14 protein-coding genes are annotated in these 18,363 nt (G+C 59.4%); 7 read left to right on the forward strand and 7 right to left on the reverse strand.

What is annotated here, in order from left to right:
• Positions 1-117: 117 nt before the first annotated feature.
• Positions 118-1,704, reverse strand: coding sequence for an ABC-F family ATPase (locus HZ99_RS02625; RefSeq protein WP_080727650.1), 1,587 nt, complete (start codon positions 1,702-1,704; stop codon positions 118-120).
• A gap of 468 nt (positions 1,705-2,172) precedes the next feature.
• On the opposite strand from HZ99_RS02625, the gene HZ99_RS02630 reads away from it, so the two are divergent.
• A complete protein-coding gene (locus HZ99_RS02630) occupies positions 2,173-2,985 on the forward strand; it encodes a class I SAM-dependent methyltransferase (protein WP_038441171.1) in 813 nt (270 codons plus the stop codon).
• 126 nt (positions 2,986-3,111) lie between these two features.
• On the opposite strand, the gene HZ99_RS02635 is transcribed toward HZ99_RS02630, so the two are convergent.
• Complete coding sequence (locus HZ99_RS02635; RefSeq protein WP_051903008.1) at positions 3,112-3,522, reverse strand: TIGR03067 domain-containing protein; 411 nt, start codon at positions 3,520-3,522, stop codon at positions 3,112-3,114.
• A 402-nt stretch (positions 3,523-3,924) separates the two neighbouring features.
• Here HZ99_RS02635 and HZ99_RS02640 point away from each other — a divergent pair, with 402 nt between their 5' ends.
• The 4 genes from HZ99_RS02640 to HZ99_RS02655 all read left to right on the forward strand — a co-directional run bounded on the left by HZ99_RS02640 (position 3,925) and on the right by HZ99_RS02655 (position 8,104).
• Positions 3,925-5,268 carry an LPS O-antigen chain length determinant protein WzzB gene (locus tag HZ99_RS02640; RefSeq protein ID WP_038441173.1) on the forward strand — a complete coding sequence of 448 codons (1,344 nt, stop codon included), beginning with the start codon at positions 3,925-3,927 and terminating at the stop codon, positions 5,266-5,268.
• Between the two features lie 284 nt (positions 5,269-5,552).
• The gene (gene lpxO, locus HZ99_RS02645) at positions 5,553-6,452 is read left to right on the forward strand and encodes a lipid A hydroxylase LpxO (RefSeq protein WP_038441175.1); all 900 of its coding nucleotides are present in this window, start codon (positions 5,553-5,555) and stop codon (positions 6,450-6,452) included.
• 157 nt (positions 6,453-6,609) lie between these two features.
• Complete coding sequence (locus HZ99_RS02650; protein WP_038441177.1) at positions 6,610-6,927, forward strand: hypothetical protein; 318 nt, start codon at positions 6,610-6,612, stop codon at positions 6,925-6,927.
• A gap of 19 nt (positions 6,928-6,946) precedes the next feature.
• Positions 6,947-8,104: a PQQ-dependent sugar dehydrogenase gene (locus HZ99_RS02655; RefSeq protein ID WP_038441179.1), complete on the forward strand. Its 1,158-nt coding sequence runs from the start codon at positions 6,947-6,949 to the stop codon at positions 8,102-8,104.
• Between the two features lie 81 nt (positions 8,105-8,185).
• Here HZ99_RS02655 and HZ99_RS02660 read toward each other — a convergent pair whose 3' ends face one another.
• Positions 8,186-8,665, reverse strand: coding sequence for a DUF1348 family protein (locus HZ99_RS02660; protein ID WP_038441180.1), 480 nt, complete (start codon positions 8,663-8,665; stop codon positions 8,186-8,188).
• Between the two features lie 39 nt (positions 8,666-8,704).
• Positions 8,705-9,268: a TetR/AcrR family transcriptional regulator gene (locus HZ99_RS02665; RefSeq protein WP_038441181.1), complete on the reverse strand. Its 564-nt coding sequence runs from the start codon at positions 9,266-9,268 to the stop codon at positions 8,705-8,707.
• 124 nt (positions 9,269-9,392) lie between these two features.
• On the opposite strand from HZ99_RS02665, the gene pssA reads away from it, so the two are divergent.
• Together pssA and HZ99_RS02675 are read left to right on the forward strand one after the other, a co-directional pair.
• Positions 9,393-10,736 carry a CDP-diacylglycerol--serine O-phosphatidyltransferase gene (pssA, locus tag HZ99_RS02670; protein WP_038441182.1) on the forward strand — a complete coding sequence of 448 codons (1,344 nt, stop codon included), beginning with the start codon at positions 9,393-9,395 and terminating at the stop codon, positions 10,734-10,736.
• A gap of 349 nt (positions 10,737-11,085) precedes the next feature.
• On the forward strand, positions 11,086-14,772 hold the full coding sequence (locus tag HZ99_RS02675; RefSeq protein WP_235205556.1) for a hypothetical protein: 3,687 nt from the start codon (positions 11,086-11,088) through the stop codon (positions 14,770-14,772).
• Positions 14,773-14,791: 19 nt separating this feature from the next.
• On the opposite strand, the gene HZ99_RS02680 is transcribed toward HZ99_RS02675, so the two are convergent.
• The 3 genes from HZ99_RS02680 to efeB form a co-directional block, all read right to left on the reverse strand.
• Positions 14,792-15,997, reverse strand: a complete 1,206-nt coding sequence (locus tag HZ99_RS02680) for an MFS transporter (RefSeq protein ID WP_038441184.1) — start codon at positions 15,995-15,997, stop codon at positions 14,792-14,794.
• A 236-nt stretch (positions 15,998-16,233) separates the two neighbouring features.
• On the reverse strand, positions 16,234-17,046 hold the full coding sequence (gene efeO / locus HZ99_RS02685) for an iron uptake system protein EfeO (RefSeq protein ID WP_038441186.1): 813 nt from the start codon (positions 17,044-17,046) through the stop codon (positions 16,234-16,236).
• Between the two features lie 27 nt (positions 17,047-17,073).
• Positions 17,074-18,357, reverse strand: coding sequence for an iron uptake transporter deferrochelatase/peroxidase subunit (gene efeB, locus HZ99_RS02690; RefSeq protein ID WP_038441189.1), 1,284 nt, complete (start codon positions 18,355-18,357; stop codon positions 17,074-17,076).
• Positions 18,358-18,363: the final 6 nt, after the last annotated feature.

The raw sequence follows: 18,363 nt of genomic DNA on the forward strand, positions 1-18,363 counted from the left end.
CTAACGATAGTAGGCGCCGGCTTGCCGGCGACGGCGGTCTCAAGCGCGCTATCGCCGGCAAGCCGGGCGCCTCCAGGCGATGGCGTCAAGGCCGTCATCGCCCGGTTCAGGCGGTGCTTAAAATACGACGCCCTGGCTGCGCAGGTAGTCGTCATAGGTGCCGCTGAAGTCGATGACGCCACTTGGACTCAACTCGATGATGCGGGTGGCCAGGGACGAAACGAACTCACGGTCGTGGCTGACGAAGATCAGTGTGCCCGGATAGTTCTCCAGCGCCAGGTTCAGCGCCTCGATGGACTCCATATCCAAGTGGTTGGTCGGTTCGTCCATGACCAGTACGTTAGGCTTTTGCAGGATCAGCTTGCCGAACAGCATCCGGCCTTGCTCACCACCGGAGATGACTTTCACCGACTTGAGGATCTCGTCGTTGGAGAACAGCATGCGACCGAGGGTGCCGCGGATCACTTGTTCGCCCTGGGCCCACTGGCCCATCCAGTCGAACAGGGTGACGTCGTCTTCGAAGTCGTGGGCGTGGTCCTGGGCGTAGTAGCCCAGTTCAGCGGCATCGGTCCACTTCACGCTGCCGGCGTCCGGGGTCAGTTCGTTGACCAGGGTGCGCAACAGGGTGGTCTTGCCGATACCGTTCGGGCCAATGATCGCCACGCGCTCGCCGGCTTCAACCTGGAAGCTGAAGTCCTTGAACAGCGGCTTGCCGTCAAAGCCTTTGGCCATGCGCTCGACGATGACCGCCTGGCGGTGCAGTTTCTTGGTCTGCTCGAACCGGATAAACGGGCTTACACGGCTCGAAGGCTTGACCTCGGCCAGTTGGATCTTGTCGATCGCCTTGGCACGGGACGTGGCCTGCTTGGCTTTCGAGGCGTTGGCCGAGAAGCGGCTGACGAAGGATTGCAGCTCGGAGATCTGCGCTTTCTTCTTGGCGTTGTCCGACAGCAACTGCTCGCGGGACTGGGTCGCCACGGTCATGTACTCATCGTAGTTGCCTGGGAACAGGCGCAACTCGCCGTAGTCCAGGTCAGCCATGTGGGTGCACACGCTGTTCAGGAAGTGACGGTCGTGAGAGATGATGATCATCAGGCTGTTGCGCTGGGTCAGGACGTTTTCCAGCCAGCGGATGGTGTTGATGTCCAGGTGGTTCGTCGGTTCGTCGAGCAGCAATACTTCCGGATCCGAGAACAGCGCCTGGGCCAGCAATACGCGCAGCTTCCAGCCAGGGGACACTTCGCTCATCGGGCCGAAGTGCTGCTCGATGCCGATACCCAGGCCCAGCAGCAGTTCACCGGCTCGGGATTCGGCGGTGTAGCCGTCCATTTCGGCGAACTCGGTTTCCAGCTCGGCCACGGCCATGCCGTCTTCTTCGCTCATTTCCGGCAGCGAGTAGATGCGATCGCGCTCGGCCTTGACCTTCCACAGCTCTTCGTGACCCATGATCACGGTATCGATCACGTTGAATTCTTCATAGGCGAACTGATCCTGGCGCAGCTTGCCCAGGCGCACATTCGGCTCCAGCATCACCTGGCCGGCGGATGGATCGAGGTCGCCACCGAGGATTTTCATGAAGGTCGACTTGCCGCAACCGTTGGCACCGATCAAACCATAACGGTTACCGGCGCCGAACTTGACCGAGACGTTCTCAAACAGTGGCTTGGCGCCGAACTGCATGGTGATGTTAGCTGTGGAGATCAATTACTTTACCTATCAATAGCTTGGAGTGCGCTTATTTGGGCCGGGCCCCATTCGGAGCCCAGGCCAACGGGCATGCGTCAACAGCGACATCAAGGCGTGAAGCCCTGTCGCCGAGCAGAAATATGGGGTGCATGTTGGAATTTGGCGCGCATTGTCGCATATGTAAGGCGCGAGTTATATGACAGGCAGGTTTGTCAGGCGGGGAGAAGTGCCTGGTTTGTCTGTTTTGGCTTGAAGTTCTACAAAATTCATCGAGTTGTATCGAAATTGTATCGATTGTCAGATCCAGTGTTGATAACAGTTGAACATCTAATGGCCGTGGATTAAGTTTCCACCGTTCGCCCTGCAGTGATGGCTCTTTACCGGTTCAAGGATGGCGAGGCTGTCGGTGCGGGGCGAACCACCTTCTGCTTCCCTGGCGGCGCTCATTGCCATTGTGTTGCGCGTGCCCAATAGTTTGGAGACGCAATGGACACGCTGTCTGCTCAACAGGTTATCGCCAGTAACAAGGCGGCCTGGAACGAATCCGCCGAACATCATAAAGCTACCGACCACTGGCAAAGCCTGCTGGCTGCGGTAGGCAAGCCCGGTTTTTCCTGCCTGGATCCCACGCTGACGGCCTTGTTAGTGCAAGTGGGCATCGAGGGGAGGGACGCGGTGCAGCTGGGTTGCAACAACGGCCGTGAGAGCCTCTCACTGTATGGCCTTGGTGCCAGTCACGTGGTCGGGATCGACCAATCCGATGCGTTTCTTGCACAGGCGGCTGAACTGGCCAGCCGGTCACCCCATTCACCCGAATTCGTCGAAGCCGATATTCATCATCTGCCAGAGCGTCTGCAGGGGCGCTTTGATATCGCCCTGATCACCATCGGGGTGCTGAATTGGATGCCGGATATCACACTGTTTATGCGCCATGTTGCCAGCACCCTGAAGGAGGGTGGAACGCTGGTGGTCTACGAGACCCATCCCTTCCTGGAGGTGTTTGACCCCGAAGCGGCCAACCCGATGCTGCCCGCCACCTCATACTTTCGCCGCGAGCCGTTTGTGCAGCGCGAAGCGATTGTCTATGAAGGGCAGAACAACAGTGCCACCGCTGCTTCCTACTGGTTCGTACACACCTTTGGGGAGGTTGTCAGCGCGGCCATCGCGGCGGGGTTGCAGATCAGCCATTTGGAGGAGTATCCGCACTCCAATCGCGAAGAACTCTATGACCAGTACGAGAACCAGCCGGCGCAATTGCCGATGTGCTACACGCTGACGGCCGTCAAACGCTCGGCCTGAAGGCAAAAAAAGGCCCGCTGGGGCGGCGGGCCAAGGGATCTATCTGAGGAGTTGGGTTCAACCTATCGTGTTAAACGTGAAGAGGGTGTGAAAACCCTGCTGTAAAAATGAATACTTCCCCTCCGTTCAAGATCTGCGCACAAATGTACGCATTGTCTGCCCTGGCGTCGTATTGAAATGCGTTGGCCGGGGCATGCCTTCATCCGCAGCAATAAAGACGAAGTACTTATCATCCAGGGTGTAGCTCGCGGGCAGGGATTTGCCGGCGTCGGCGCCTATGGCGTCAATCCAGGTGATGCTCTTGGGCGTCGTGCTGGCGTCCAGGGTAAAGCGCCCCTTCAGTAATACCTCGCCCTCCAGGGTCATGACCTGGAACTGGTCTCCCTCAATCGTGGTTAGCGCGCCGGGCGCACTGTGCTCATCCGGTGGGTTGGCGATGCCGCTGTCTTCCAGGGCGATTTGCTCCCAAGTGCCTTGCAGCGCCTGGCTATCCTGTTCGTTCGGGCACGGCGTACCGCGTGAATAGGGCGATGGCATACAAAAAATCCTTTTTTGATGGGGCATAAATAACGGGCCGCAACTACAAGAAATATCTCCTATCAAGTTTAGAAAGAGGTTTTGCAGGAAATTTCCTAAAGTTGTGCTTCAGTCGGGTTTTTTCCTTTGGCAGCAGATATTTAAAGCAATTTTGACATATCGTGAGAGCGATATTTCTCGATATGTCGTCTACGCTGGTCTATGTCCTATATGACATTAATCTTTCCGAAGGAAAACAATCTCGATGTTGTAGGGATTTTTTCAGTGACTGAATGGTCGGATGACCGTTGCCTCGTATCGTATTAGCCATGTCCAGGGCGTTGCCCCTGTATTTTCAGTTGGTTATTCAGATCTATCGTGTAGTGGGCAGCCAGCGTCCACTTTTTGAAGGGTGTCCCCATTTTGAATAGAACTCCCCAGGTTCAAGCCCCCGTGGTATCCGACGAAATTGATTTATTTGACCTGTTCCACTCGATTTGGCGGCAAAAGAAACTGGTCATCGGTTGTACCCTTTTTGCAGGCCTGGTTGGCGTTGGTTATGCGTTGTTGGCGCCCCGTGAGTATCAGGTCAGCAGCGTGCTGCGTCCGGCCGCTATCAATGAGTTGGACGCACTCAATCGCTCAGAGGTCTACAAGCTGCCGCCGGCAGATGCCCTGGCCAAAGTGGGCGCGCAGTTGGACTCGTACGATGCGCGGCTGAACTTCTTCAAGGCCAACCCAGGCTTGTTTGAAGCGTTCCAGAAACCGGGACGCAGCCTGGAGCAGAGTTTCGAGGCGTTCAACCGCAACTCGATCAACCTGATTCTGCCCGACCCGAAGAAAGCCGACTCCTTGAGCAGCTATATTCGCCTCGAATTGCAGTACCCCACGGACATGGACGGCGTCGCGATTCTCAATGGTTTTGTCGACTACGCCATTGCCGCAGAGCGTGAGCAAGTGGGCGCCGATCTCAAGGTGATCGTCAACAACCGCCTCGCCGAGCTCAAAGGCAAGATTGACGCGGCGCGCTCCAATTATGAAACCGACAAGGAATCGAAAATCGCCAAGTTGCTGGAGGGCGACAAGCTCAAGCGCGCGCAGCTTGAAGATGAGCTCAGTGCCCTACGCTTGCAGATGAAAATGCAGCGTTCCAACCGCCTGGCAGAGTTGAACGAAGCCATCTCGATTGCCAAGTCCATGGGTATCAAGAACCCGACCACCCCTTCGTCCATGGCCGATGTCGAGCGCAGTGGGTCCAGCCAGGTGATGCGCACCGAGGTCAACAACCAGCAGATTCCCCTGTATTTCCTCGGCACTGACGCCCTGGAAGCCGAGCGCAAGGCCCTGCAACAACGCACCAGCGATGATTTCACCAACAACCGTGTCGCGGAAATCGGCAAGGAACTGCAGTTGCTGGAGGTCAATCGCCAGGTCGAGGTCATGAAACGGCGGGGCAATGAAGATATTTTCCTGCAGGATGTCGAACCCTTGCGTGCCGAAGTGGCACGCCTGCGTGGCCTGAATATCGATATGAGCACCTTGAAACTGGTGACGATTGACCGGCGTGCCCAGGAGCCGCTGAGCCCGGTCAAACCGAAAAAACTGCTGGTGGTTGCGTTAAGCCTGGCGGTCGGGTTGCTGCTGGGGATGTTCGTTGCCCTGGTGCGCCATCTGGTCCAGACGCGTCGCAAGGCGGTGGAATATTCAGCCTTGGACGATGACCGTTTTACCCGGCGTGAACGCAAGGATGACCCGCCATTAGGCTAAGCCTTACCGCTCCTTTCCCGGGTTGCGTCGCAGCCCGGCATACCCGCCACCGCACTTTCGAGGTGGCGCGGCTACACAATTGCAAGACACCTTTTCACAATTCTTAGTTAACCTTTGGTTACAATCTGTGGCTAAAATAACTGCCACTGGCCACTATCCGAATGGTCTCCAAGACACTCGTGGGCCTGTTAATGAATTGTGATTTCATGTGCTGCATTTTCCATCCCTGGCCCGGCAGGGCCTAGAGGAGCAGCCTGTACTCTTCTGACATGTGACGAATTCCCGTGAAACTCATCATTGTTGCTCTCTACGTTGTCTCCATTGCGTATGTACACCTGCGTGGCCGGGTGCGACATAAGCTGGGCCGTCAATTAAGCGACCACTCGACCTTCCTTGCACCGGTCAATTGCTTTCTCTACCTGTTTTCCAGGCTGCCCGGCCGCCCGTACCTTTCGCCCAGCGACTTTCCCGACCTGAGCCCACTTCAGGAGCATTGGCAGGAGATTCGCGAGGAAGGCCAGAACCTGATGCGCGCCGGGGAGATCAAGCGTTCGGACCAATATAACGACGTAGGTTTCAACTCCTTTTTCAAGTCGGGCTGGAAGCGTTTCTACCTCAAGTGGTACGGCGACAGTCACCCCTCGGCCATGAAGCTGTGCCCACGTACGACTGAGCTTGTACAAAGCATCGGCTCGATCAAGGCGGCGATGTTTGCCGAACTGCCGCCCGGCTCCAAGTTGGTCCGCCATCGCGATCCTTATGCCGGCTCCTATCGCTACCACCTGGGGTTGGATACGCCCAACGACCCGGGCTGCTACATCAACGTGGACGGCGAGAACTATTACTGGCGTGACGGTGAGGCCGTGATGTTCGATGAGACCTACATCCACTATGCCGAAAACACCACGGCACAAAACCGCATCATTTTGTTCTGTGATATTGAGCGACCGATGAAGTACCGTTGGGCCGCGGCGTTCAATCGCTGGTTCAGCCGCAACGTCATGGCCGCCGCCGGCTCGCCCAATGATGCCGGAGACAAGACCGGTGGCTTGAACCGTGCCTTTACCCGCCTGTACAAGATCCGCCTGCGGGGCAAGGAACTGAAAAAGCGCAACCGCACCCGTTACTACCTGGAGAAGTGGGCGATCTTCGCTGGCCTGGCAGTGGTTTTCGTGCTGGTCTGAGGGCCAGCCTTTTCAAGCGGGGACTCCCGTAGAGCGGTATCTGGGGCGTTGGAAAAACTGTGTTACACCTGCCTGGAAACTATTTAGTTACCAAATCCGAACCCAGCGCGTAGCGTGGTATCGAATGCAGGTATTCCTCGCCCAGAGAATCTTTGTCATGAACAGCCGCACGCGCAGCCTTTTGGTGCTGGTCCTGGGCCTTGCCTTGAGTGGCGGGGTGCAGGCGCAGAACCTGCCCGGCAACAACAATCCGTATAACAGCCCGATCAAGCGGGCCAATCCCAACAGTATGCAGGGCACCCAGCCCAATATGCCTGCCACGCGCGGCACCTCTGTCGCACCGGTGCCTCGCCCGCCAACCCTGGAAAACGGTGGTATCGGCAACCGTTACCCGCAACGTGATGCGCCACCTTCACGCCCCGTCACCCAACCTTCAGCCCCGACGCTAGATGCCAATGGCAATCGCCGGCCCTGAACGAAAGGAATCCCACGGTATGTTTCTACGCAAAGCCTTTTTAGCGACCTGCTGCGCCAGTGCGCTGGCAACCGCGCTTCCCACGTTTGCCGCCGATACCCGGCAGTTCCCAAGTGAGCAGGGCAGCATCACCGCGACCCCGATTGTCACCGGCCTGGACCATCCATGGGCTGTGGCATTTTTGCCAGACAAGCAGGGTTTCCTGGTGACCGAACGGCCAGGTGCACTGCGCTTTGTGAGCGCTGATGGCAAATTATCCGCACCGCTCAGTGGGGTGCCGCAAGTGTGGGCCAAGGGGCAGGGCGGTTTGCTGGATGTGGTGCTGTCGCCTGACTTCAAGGAAGACCGCCTGGTCTATCTGTCCTACGCCGAAGGTGGCGGCGAGGGCGGCAAGGCTGGCACCGCGGTAGGACGTGGCCGCTTGAGTGATGACTTGAGCGGCCTGAAGGACTTCCAGGTGATCCTGCGCCAGGAGCCCAAGTTGTCTACCAGTAATCACTTCGGCTCGCGCCTGGTGTTTGACCGTGATGGCTACCTGTTTGTAACCCTGGGCGAGAACAATGATCGCTCCACGGCCCAGGACCTGGACAAGCTACAAGGCAAAGTGGTGCGAATCTACCCCGATGGCCGGGTGCCGGATGACAACCCGTTTGTCGGTCAGCCTGGGGCCAGGCCGGAGATCTGGTCCTATGGCCAGCGCAACCCCCAGGGCGCAGCGCTGAATCCCTGGACCGGCACCCTCTGGGAAAACGAGCACGGCCCGCGCGGTGGTGATGAAATCAATATCATCGAGCGTGGCAAGAACTACGGTTGGCCCCTGGCGACCCATGGCATCAACTATTCCTTGCAACCAATTCCCGAGGCTAAGGGCAAGACCGCCGAAGGCACTGTGGGGCCCCATCATGTGTGGGAAAAATCACCAGCCATCAGCGGCATGGCGTTCTACGACGCCGATCGCTTCAAGGCCTGGCAGCACAACCTGTTTATCGGTGCCCTGGCCAGCCAGGAGTTGATCCGCCTGCAGTTCGACGGCGACAAGGTCGTCCACGAAGAGCGCCTGCTGGGCGAGCTGAAGGCACGGATCCGCGATGTGCGTCAGGGCCCGGACGGTTTTCTGTACGTGCTCACGGATGAGGATAATGGCGTGTTGTACCAGGTGGGGTTGAAGCAGGATTGACCCGTTCAGCTTGCCGGCGACAGCCGTGCAGCAGTTAGCGATGATGTGTCATCAAAACCTTCATCGCCGGCAAGCCGACTCCTACAGTCCCAGTTCGGACAGCCCCGGATGATCATCCGGGCGTCGCCCCAGCGGCCAGTGGAATTTGCGTTCGCTTTCCTTGATCGGCATGTCATTGATGCATGCATGTCGGTTGGACATCAGGCCGTCCTGGTCAAACTCCCAGTTCTCGTTGCCGTAGGAGCGGAACCAGTTGCCGGAATCGTCGTGCCATTCATAGGCATAACGCACCGCGATACGGTTGCCGGTAAACGCCCATAACTCCTTGATCAAGCGATAGTCCAGCTCCCTGGCCCATTTGCGGGTAAGGAAATCCTTGGCCTGCTCACGGTTTTGGGCGAATTCGGCACGGTTACGCCATTTTGTGTCCAGGGTGTAGGCCAGCGACACGCGCTGCGGGTCCCGGGAGTTCCAGCCGTCTTCGGCAAGGCGGATCTTTTCAATGGCCGATTGTTCGGTAAAAGGCGGCAAGGGCGGACGCACTTGTGCATTGGCGGTCATCTGACGGCTCCTTTAGAACGTTAATAGTTAAACCAACTTTCAAAGCGCCAATAATGTTCGCGCCATGCATTGCGCATTATCGGCGGCTGTTACATCACCCATGATCAGGGCGATGGTAATGGCGCCATCGACCAGGATCAGCAGGTGCGCGGCCTGTTTCTCCGGGGCAGGGGTGCCATGTGCCTTGCACAGTTCAAGCAGGTACTCGAACAGTTTGAGTTTGTGGGCCTTGGCCAGCAGCCGTACCGGGTCTTGCGGGTCACCGGTTTCGCCGCTGGTGTTGATAAAAGCGCAGCCACGAAAGTCTGCGGTGTCGAACCAGGCCTTGAGCGCGCTGAACACACCGAGCAGGCGGGCATCGCTACCTTTGTATTGCTCGACCTCGTGGCGAAGCCACAGCAGCCAGCGCTCGTCGCGTCGTTGCAGGGCGGCGATCACCAGTTCGTCCTTGTTGGTGAAGTAACGGTAAATACTTTTCCTGGAAACCCCGGCGGTTTTCACCAACAGATCCATGCCGGTGGCAGCAATGCCATGCCGGTAGATCAGTTTCTCGGTGACGTCCAGGATAATGTCGCGGGTTTCACTGCTGGTCATATCGTTCATGGGATAAACAGTAGAACGATCGTTCTTCTTGGTCAATGAATTATTTTAAGCCCCCAGTGGGCAGACCTGGAGAGCCCCATGGTGTAAGCTCTCGGGCTCTTCGGATTCGATCATTGCGAGCCCTATGCCGTCGTTATTCAAACGTTCCCTGCTGCCCAAGTTGCGCGGTTTCCCCCTGACCACCGATGGGATTGAGGTGCTGTCCGGCGCCGCCGAGTTTCGTCGCTGCCTGCTGGAGAAAATCGCCCAGGCCCAACACCGTATCTATATCGTCGCCTTGTACCTGCAACAGGACGAAGCGGGCCAGGAGGTGTTTGACGCGCTGCATGCAGCCAAGGCCGCGCGGCCCGAGCTGGACATCGTGGTGGTGGTTGACTGGCTGCGGGCCCAGCGCGGGTTGATCGGTGCGGGCAAACAGCCGGGCAACAGCGCCTGGTACCAGGCGATGACCCAGTCACACCCGACACACGTGCCGGTGTACGGCGTGCCGGTGCAGACCCGCGAGTTGTTTGGCGTGCTGCATCTGAAGGGCTTTGTGATCGATGACAGCGTGCTGTACAGCGGTGCCAGCCTCAACAATGTGTATCTGCACAAATTCGATAAATACCGCTTTGATCGCTATCACCTGATCCACAGCAAGCCACTGGCTGACTCCATGCAACACCTGGTGGAGCACGGCCTGGTGGCTTCCAAGGCGGTGTGCCGCCTTGATCTGCCCAACCTGCCCAGCACGCGCAGCTTGCGCAATGACATCGGCGACTTGCGCAGCCGGCTTAAGCACGCGACCTATGACACCACGGCCGGTCAGGCTGGCCTTGACGGGTTGTCGGTCAGCCCGTTGCTGGGGGTGGGCAAGAACAACCCACTGAGCCGGGTAATCTGCGAGCTGATCGCCAGTGCCCAGCAGCAATTGACCATCTGCACCCCGTATTTCAACCTGCCATTGCCGGTGACCCGGGAGATCAACCGTGCGCTGGCGCGAGGGGTGAAGATCGACATCATCGTGGGCGACAAGACCGCCAACGACTTCTACATCCCGCCCAGCGAGCCTTTCAGGATCATCGCCGCGTTGCCGTATCTCTACGAAATCAGCCTGCGTCGCTTTGCCAAGCGCCACCGGCGCATGATCGACAACGGCCAACTCAACCTGCACCTGTGGCGCGATGGGGATAACACCTATCACCTCAAGGGCATGTGGGTCGACGAGCGTTACACCTTGCTCACCGGCAATAATCTCAACCCCCGGGCCTTTCGCCTGGACCTGGAAAACGCCTTGCTGATCGACGACCCCCAGGGCCAGTGGCTGGCGCCACGGCGCAGCGAGCTTGAGGAGATTTACCAGCACACCACGCGGATCCAGGGCTACCAGCAGTTGCAGACGCTGGTGGATTACCCCGAAGCCGTCGGCAAGTTCTTACGCCGGGTCAGCCGGGTACGCATCGAGCGGTTGTTGTATCGGATCCTCTAACTGACCTGTCATCTCCAGGGTGCCGCAACGGCGCCCGTGCCTGCCGGCACGCCTGAAAACACTTCGTGTCAGTTCTTTAACCTGTGTTCCGAGTCTTCCTACAATCTCTCCAGGCTGGGCCTTGTAGCGTTGCATTGGCAGTTCTTGCGGAGAAGAACTCTCGCCCTCCCTTAGGTGAAGAGAACTGGAAATGTCGACATACAGTGTAAAGAGCGCAGACACTCCGTTTAACGTTGTGACAGGCATGGGGCAGGGCAACACACACCCTGAACCGACATCCTTATCGGTCAGTGCACTGCCGGCACCTGAAGTAAAAAGCGCGCCACCAACCTCACGTAATAAGTCCTCGATGCTTGGCCGGCTTACGCGAGTCAGGCTTGAATTGCCGCAGCAGCGCAAAAAGCGTGACAGCCCCACCGGCAATCGCGATTCGCCGCCGCCGGCTTTTCCATCGGCCGCAGAGGCTGCAAAAGACGATAAACAGCTGCAGGACGCTCTCACTCATTGGTTGAGCACCGGCAAACTCAAACGCAAGCCCATACCCGACAATGCTTCGATCAAGCCGTACGTGGACCTTTACCGCGACGCGGTGAAGGACGCGGCTGTGCAGGATTGGCTTGCGTCCAAAGGTTTCAGGTTATCGACAGTGCGCATTTACCGCGACGGCGTAGAGGGAACCGTGGTTCGCGATGGCGTTGAGACGAATCAACGATTTACCACGACCGATGGGTCTGGTTGGTGGGAGGTGAGTGGCAAGGTCAGGGCGGTTGAGCGGCTCCTATCGCCCAGCGACCTGGGGATCTTGCTGCCAGAGCCGAACACTGGTGACTTTATTCACGTTGACGTCATTCTCGATTTTTACGGGGTCAAGACACCAAACGAAAGCGGCAGTGGCACGCAGCTTGGCAAGCAACTTAAAGAAGAAGGCTGGCCCGGGATTCCCGAGCAAAAGCGCACCGATTGGCATCAGCAGTACACCCAACTCTTGCAGCAGAACAGCGACCAGGATGACCGTCCGCGTCTGGCCACTCAGTTGCAGGCGCTGGTCGAGGGCAAGGCACAGGATGACGATCTCGACCTGGCCGCGCAGAGTGTGGATATCGATCCCCAGTCGAGCCTGGCACAGAAAAGCCGCCCGCTACGGGAGCGTTTTGCGCAGTTCATGGCAACCCCTGCCTTCAGGGCGTTCGTCGATAAAATCGGTTTTGGCCAGGACGGTCACGTTTATCGCATCCATGATGGGCAGTTGGAACTACGCAACCGCCTGAGTCGTTGGACTTCGCTGCAAGCCTTTCTCGATGACGAGATCAGCAAGACTCTGGTTTTAGGCAGCGCAGAGGAAAAGGCCCGGGCCCTTGAGCTGAATGCAAGCTTGAATCGGTTGGTGGACATGGGCAAGGAAACCGGTGGCGCCCTGTATTCTGTCCCCCTGTATGACCTGCGCCAGGTCCTGGAGTATTCCGGGCTGGGGGCTCCTGACTCCGTCGCACAGGCACGTGTGGCACTCGACTGGCTGAACAATCAATTGCCCCCGGCGCCGATGGTGGCGGACTACGCGGGTTTAACACCCTACACCTGGGGGCCAGGGGCGCTGTCGCCCAACGACATCACGGTGCTGAGAACCCAAGCCAGCAGGCCGGGTTCGGTCACCGCACTGTTGTGCGACTTTTCGGCCGGGCCGAACCTGCCTGCCGACCCGGATCTGCAGCTTCAAGCGTTCTTCGATTCGCCCAGAGCCCTGGTTAAGGCACAGCAACTGGCGGTCACGCTGAATCTGGCTGAGGTCGCAGACGGCGCGGCGCTGACAAGGGGCGCTCGCCACCAACTGCTGGCGGTCGCGATCAAGGCAAGTGTGGTCAGCGATGTGCCAGGTGTGCCAGGCGTGGTTGCCGGCTATGAGATCTATCAACCGAGCAACCTCGGCCGCTCGATAAACCAAGTGCGCCAGGATATCCAAACGCATTTGATTGAACGCAAGGGGGCCAGCGCCAGCGCTGCACCATTGATCGCCCACCTGTTACTGGCACAGGCGGCCCCTGAGTTTCTGATCAAGCCAACGCCGAGTGTGCCAGCACAGGCCCCTGAAGCCCTGAAGTTGCAGCCTGGGCAGGTGAGCATCGGTTCGACTGCTTGGCTGAACCTGCGTCTGGGCTGCGCCATGGCTGAAAAGCTCGGAGGGGCGGGCAGTTCGCGAGCGCTGAACATCACCCAAACCCTGGCCCTGAGCCGACTCGATGCTGCGGGGCCTGCACAGGCAGAGCTGATCAAAAGCCTCGGCGCCCAACCCTTGCTGGACTGGGCGGTGATGGCCGGGATATTTCCCAAAACTTCCGATGGGCGCTACTCCCCAGGGGACTACCTGGCTGCCACACAGGCATTCACCGACCGGGAAAACAGCACTCGCGAGGCGTTCAAGACCCTGACGAGCGCACCACCCACCCGGACCAGCCTGCTGGTGCAGCAGTTGGCGACACTGTTTCCCGAATTGACTGAGGACGAGATCCGCAACTTCAAGCTCGAACTTGATACCGACGTGCCTTTTAACCCAAGGCGACATGGTCACCTGGAGACTCGCCAGCCCTACTTGACCGAAGTGCTCCTGACTGAACAGGCGGAGAAGGACCCGCTGGTTGCCGCGGGCGATTGGGTGAGCAACCTTTTTGGCGGTGAAAAAAAGTACACATTCATTCACCCCAGCATTTCCCAGGAAACCTTTAACGAAAGAATCAAAAACCTGCCGCTAATCGCGCCTTTGGTCACGCCGGCCGTGGACCAGTACATCGCCGATACCCGTAGTGCCCAGGCAACGGTGATCCGGTTGATGATCGCCAACGCACCGCTGGAGGTGCGCCGGGCATTTGAGGTCGGCAAGCTCGAATTCTTTACCGTGCGCGAAGAGACTGGGCAGCCCTTGAAGGACGATGAGGGCGAGCATTCCAAGGTGCAGGAAAAAAGGGGCAAGCATGGCCTGTTGATACGTTACGAAACGGGGGCGGCGACCCCGAGGTTCGGCTACTACGAAGTCTTCCCAGGCTTGATGAAAATGGTCAAGCGTGAGGACTTGAGCTACCGCCTTGGGCTAAATGGCGTGACGCAAAAAGGCCAAGTCCCCCATGGGCCTTTTGCTTATGTCCAGGAGGATTTTCGCCATGCAAAGCTGGAGAAGTTCGACTTCCAGGCCTATTCCCAGGGCTCCGACCCGCGTCCGGGGGTAGGGTCCAAGGTCATTCTTGAGCAGGCTCGCGAGCCGTTACCCGGCCAGATCTTGTCCAAATGGCCGGGCCCTGCCGCGGTCTATGTCCCCAATAGTTGGGCTTCGACTCGCTCGCGCGATATCACCAGGACCGTGCTCGACAACACGTTCGAGGACAAGCGCGAGCTGCTGCTGGAGTACGCCAATCAACCCACAAGGCAGCAGCGTCGCCGCAGCTACCCCTTTGATTCCGGCAAGATCCTGACCCAGGAAAACCTTAGGACGGTTCTCAGTCTTATCCCGTTTATAGGCGCGGTTGCCGACATTGCCGATGGGAACATCAAGGGCGGTATCAGGGGGCTGTTGATAGACTTTGCGTCATTTACGCTGACAGGCGGCCTGGCCAGCGCGAGGGCATTCTTCAAGGGGGTCAAGGCCGTTATCCCCTATAGCGGCCGTGCTTTTGGCCACGGCTTGAGGGAGAGCGGGCTGCTGGTTCGTAGTGTGTTCAACCCCCTGGATGGCAGCGTCGATGTGGTGAAATCCGCACTGAAAATCACCGAGCGCGGCAAGAGGGTGCTGGCAGGTGAGTTGGTGACTGTCGGTTCAGGCATTTACCTGCCCACCATAGCCTTTGAGAAGTGCCGCTGGGGGTTGGGCGCCTATGATGCCGTGCTTGGCAAGCCGCCTGCCGCCCCCCAACGGGTGGGCCAGTTGGGCGTGAGCCAACAGTGTGCGGTGTACGCCGTGCATATGAACGACAAGTGGTATGCGATCGACCCGGCGACCCTTAAACCTACCGGCGCTCCCCTGAACGACTTCACGGCAGATACCGTCATGTGAAAACCGGGTGGGCATCCGCTCAACGCGCTGCCGGGGCCGGCCACAGCGCAATGAGCAGCAGCAGGGCGGCGGCGACCAGGTACGGTAGCCGCGGCTCGACGGCATAGATCAGGGTCCCGGCCAGAGGCCCGACCACCACGCCCAAGCCTTGTGCTGCACCCACTGAACCGGCTGTAGCGCCTTGTTCCGAGGCATCCACCGCGTTGGCCGCCAGTGCGGCGAACGATGGGAAGATCCAGCCCATACCGGCCGCCGAGACGAAGAAGCACAGCCAGAGGATCCATGCCGTATCGGCGAACATGCTGCCGGCAAACCCCAGGGCCGAGACGATGGCGCCGACGCGGATCATCCGCAGCGGCGGCCATTGGAGTTTGCGCACCAGCAATTGCGAGCAGATCAGGGCCAGGCCAACCATCGTCAGGGCAATCCCGGCGGTTTGGGCGGCGTCGGCCGGGTTCATTTTCAGACGATCCAGGGCAAAAAAGCCCACGGTGATCTGGGCGATGGACACACAAAGCATGGCGGCAAAGGCCACCACCAGCGGCCGGCGCAAGCGTGGGTCAGAGAGGTTGACGGCCTTGGGCGGTTGCTTGAGGTGCAGTTCCTGGCGTGGCAGTTTCACCAGCAACACCAGAAAACCCAGCATCGGCAGCAGCGCCATGGCATAGAACGGCAGGCTCAGGCTGTAGCGGGCCAGCAGCGCGGCAATCGCCGGCCCCAGCACCAGGCCGCAGGCATTGGCCGCCCCCAGCGAGGCCATGGCTTTGGCGCGGTGGGCAGGCTCGATGTTGTCGGCGATCAGCGCATAGCCACCCACTGGAATCGCGGCGTAGAACACCCCGATCAAGCCACGCCCCAGCACCAGCCCGATAAACGCCAGCATGGCCGAGGGCAGCAACTGCAGGGAGGCGTCGATAAACACGCACAGCGCCCAGTACGCCAGGGTGAAACCGCCAGTGCCCAGCAGCAGCACTCGCCGCCGACCCACGCGGTCACTGGCCTGGCCCCAGGGGCGTGCCAACAGCATCCAGATCACCCCGGATACGGTCACCGCCGTACCGGCCTGCCACGTCGCCAGCCCCAGCACTCGGGCGATGGGGCCGATCAGCGAGACGAACGCCATCATCGCCATGGTGCAGGCCATATTGGCGATCAGCAGGGGGCGCAGGTTGAATGAGACGGTGGTGGGCAAGGCCGCATCAATGCGGGTGGCCGAATCGGGCATGGGAAATCTTCCGTGAGTGGGATCGATTGAACGTTATAGGTAAGACGGTTAAACGCAAAGCGCGATTAACCGAGATGATAGGGGTCTACAGCGGTGTGCGGGCTTGTACCTTTTCTGCTGGCTGACAGACCGCCATCGCCGGCAAGCCGGCTCCTACAGGGGTTCTCGGTCGGGCAGAAGTATTGGCCACGCCACAAATCAAATGTAGGAGCCGGCTTGCCGGCGATGGCGACCTGTCAGTTCAACCCCAACTTGCCGCGCAGGGTCGAGAGGTCTTCGGCCAGGGTATTGACCGGTCCGACCAGGGCCTTACGGTCGTTTTCCTTGACCTTGTCATAGGTTTCAAAGCCGCCATCGGCCGTCTTGTACTTGGCCAGGACGGTGTCCACCGTGGCGAAGTTTTTGTCGACCTTGGCCAAGAACACCTTGTCCTGCTGCTCGATCTGCCCGCGGAACAGGTCGACGATCTTCTTCGCCCCGTCAATATTGCCCTGGAAGTCATACAGGTCGGTGTGGCTGTAGCGGTCTTCCTCGCCGGAGATCTTGGTAGCGGCCACTTCTTCGAGCAATGCGGCAGCGCCACCGACGACTTTCTCTGGCGGGAAGGTCAGGCCGGCGACGCGGGCTTGCAGATCCTTGACGTCTTTGCTCAAGCCATCGGCGAGGGGGCCCAGGCCCTGGGTGCTGTGCTCGGCAAACAGGCTGTATTCAATACGGTGGAACCCGGTGAAATCCTCGGCCTTCACACCTTTTTCGTGATCGTCGACCCGGGAGTCGATCGAGGCGTCGAGGTCGCTGAACAACTCAGCGATGGGCTCGATGGCCTCGTAGTGCACGCGGGTGGGGGCGTAGAGTTTTTTTGCAGTGGCCAGGTCGCCTTTTTTCACGGCATCGGTGAAAGCCTGGGTCTGGGTTACCAGTTCATCGATCTTGTCGGTGACGTAGATCTTGTAGTCCGACACCGGGCCTACCAGGTCCAGGGGCGCCGGCGCGGCAAAGGCGGCGAGCGGAGAAAGGGTCAACAACAACGCGAGAGACGACTTTTTCATGGGGCGGTTTCCGCTGTGGACTGGGTTTTAAGTGTTGGCAGTGGCGTGCAGCAAGGTGCGACCGATGAAATCCCTGGGCCCGGTGACGCCCGGCAGCGTGAAGAAGTACCCGCCGCCCACCGGCTTGAGGTATTCCTCCAGGGGTTCGCCATTGAGCCGGGTCTGCACGGTAATGAAGCCTTTCTCCAGGTCTGCCTGATAGCAGATAAACAACAGGCCCATGTCCAACTGGCCGTTCTTGTTCACGCCGTTGGAGTAGTTGAACGGCCGGCGCAGGATCAGGTTGGCCTGGGTTGCGGCAGTGCGCGGGTTGGCCAGGCGGATGTGCGCATCGAGCTTGGTCAGTTTGCCTTCTGGGTCGTTGCGGTAGTCGGGCACCTGGGCTTCGCTGTGACCGCCCATGGGCGCGCCGCTGGCCTTGACCCGGCCGATGATGCTTTCTTGTTCCTGCAAGGGCGTGCGGTCCCAGCGCTCGACGAAATTGCGGATGATTCGCACGGCCTGGTAGCTGCCATTGGCGGCCCAGGCGGGCTCGTCACTGCCGGGTTGGACCCAGACCAGTTGGTCCATGGCTTTTGTGTCGGTGGAGTCCGGGTTGGCCGAGCCGTCGCGAAAACCCAGGAAATTGCGCGCACTCTGTGCCGGTTGCCCGGCCCGGGCAGGCGCCTGGGGCGGTACGCTGCCTTCCTGTTTCCAGCGCACCAGCAACAGGTCCGGCAGGTTTTTCACGATATCGCGCAGGGCGTGGATATTGGTGTCGGGCGTGTTGGCGCTGAACTGCAGGCTCAGGTCCCCGTGGCACTGCGCCGGCTCCAGAGCGTCGTTGGGGAAGCCGACCATACGAACCAAGCGTCTGGGCTTGGCGCCCGCCAGGCCGAAACGCTCATCGAACAGCGACTCGCCCACCGATACGGTAATCGTCAGGTTATCCGGGGTGACCACCGGGCCGAGAATCCCGGAGTCGGTGGGCGGTAGTTTCGGGTCGACTTGCGGCACGCTGCCGCCGGTCATCAAAAAGCCGATGCGCTCGTTGAGGGTGCGAAACAGCCGCTCCAGGTCCTCGCGGTCGCTGGCCAAGACATCGAACGCCACCAGCATCCCGCAGGCCGGGCGCGGGGTGACGATGCCACTCTGGTGCTTGCCGTGGAAGGCATGGTGGTCCTGGGTTTTCTCGCTGCTGGGCGCGGCAGTGACCTGGGCTGCCGCCATGGCCGGACAACTGAGGCTGCTGCCGGCAATCGCCGCGCCAGTGGCGGCCATGCCCAGCAACACACGGCGGCGCTGGGCGTTGAACTGTTCTGAGTCGCTCATCTAGTC

The sequence above is a fragment of the Pseudomonas fluorescens genome, assembly GCF_000730425.1.
In the GTDB taxonomy this organism is placed as follows: domain Bacteria; phylum Pseudomonadota; class Gammaproteobacteria; order Pseudomonadales; family Pseudomonadaceae; genus Aquipseudomonas; species Aquipseudomonas fluorescens_X.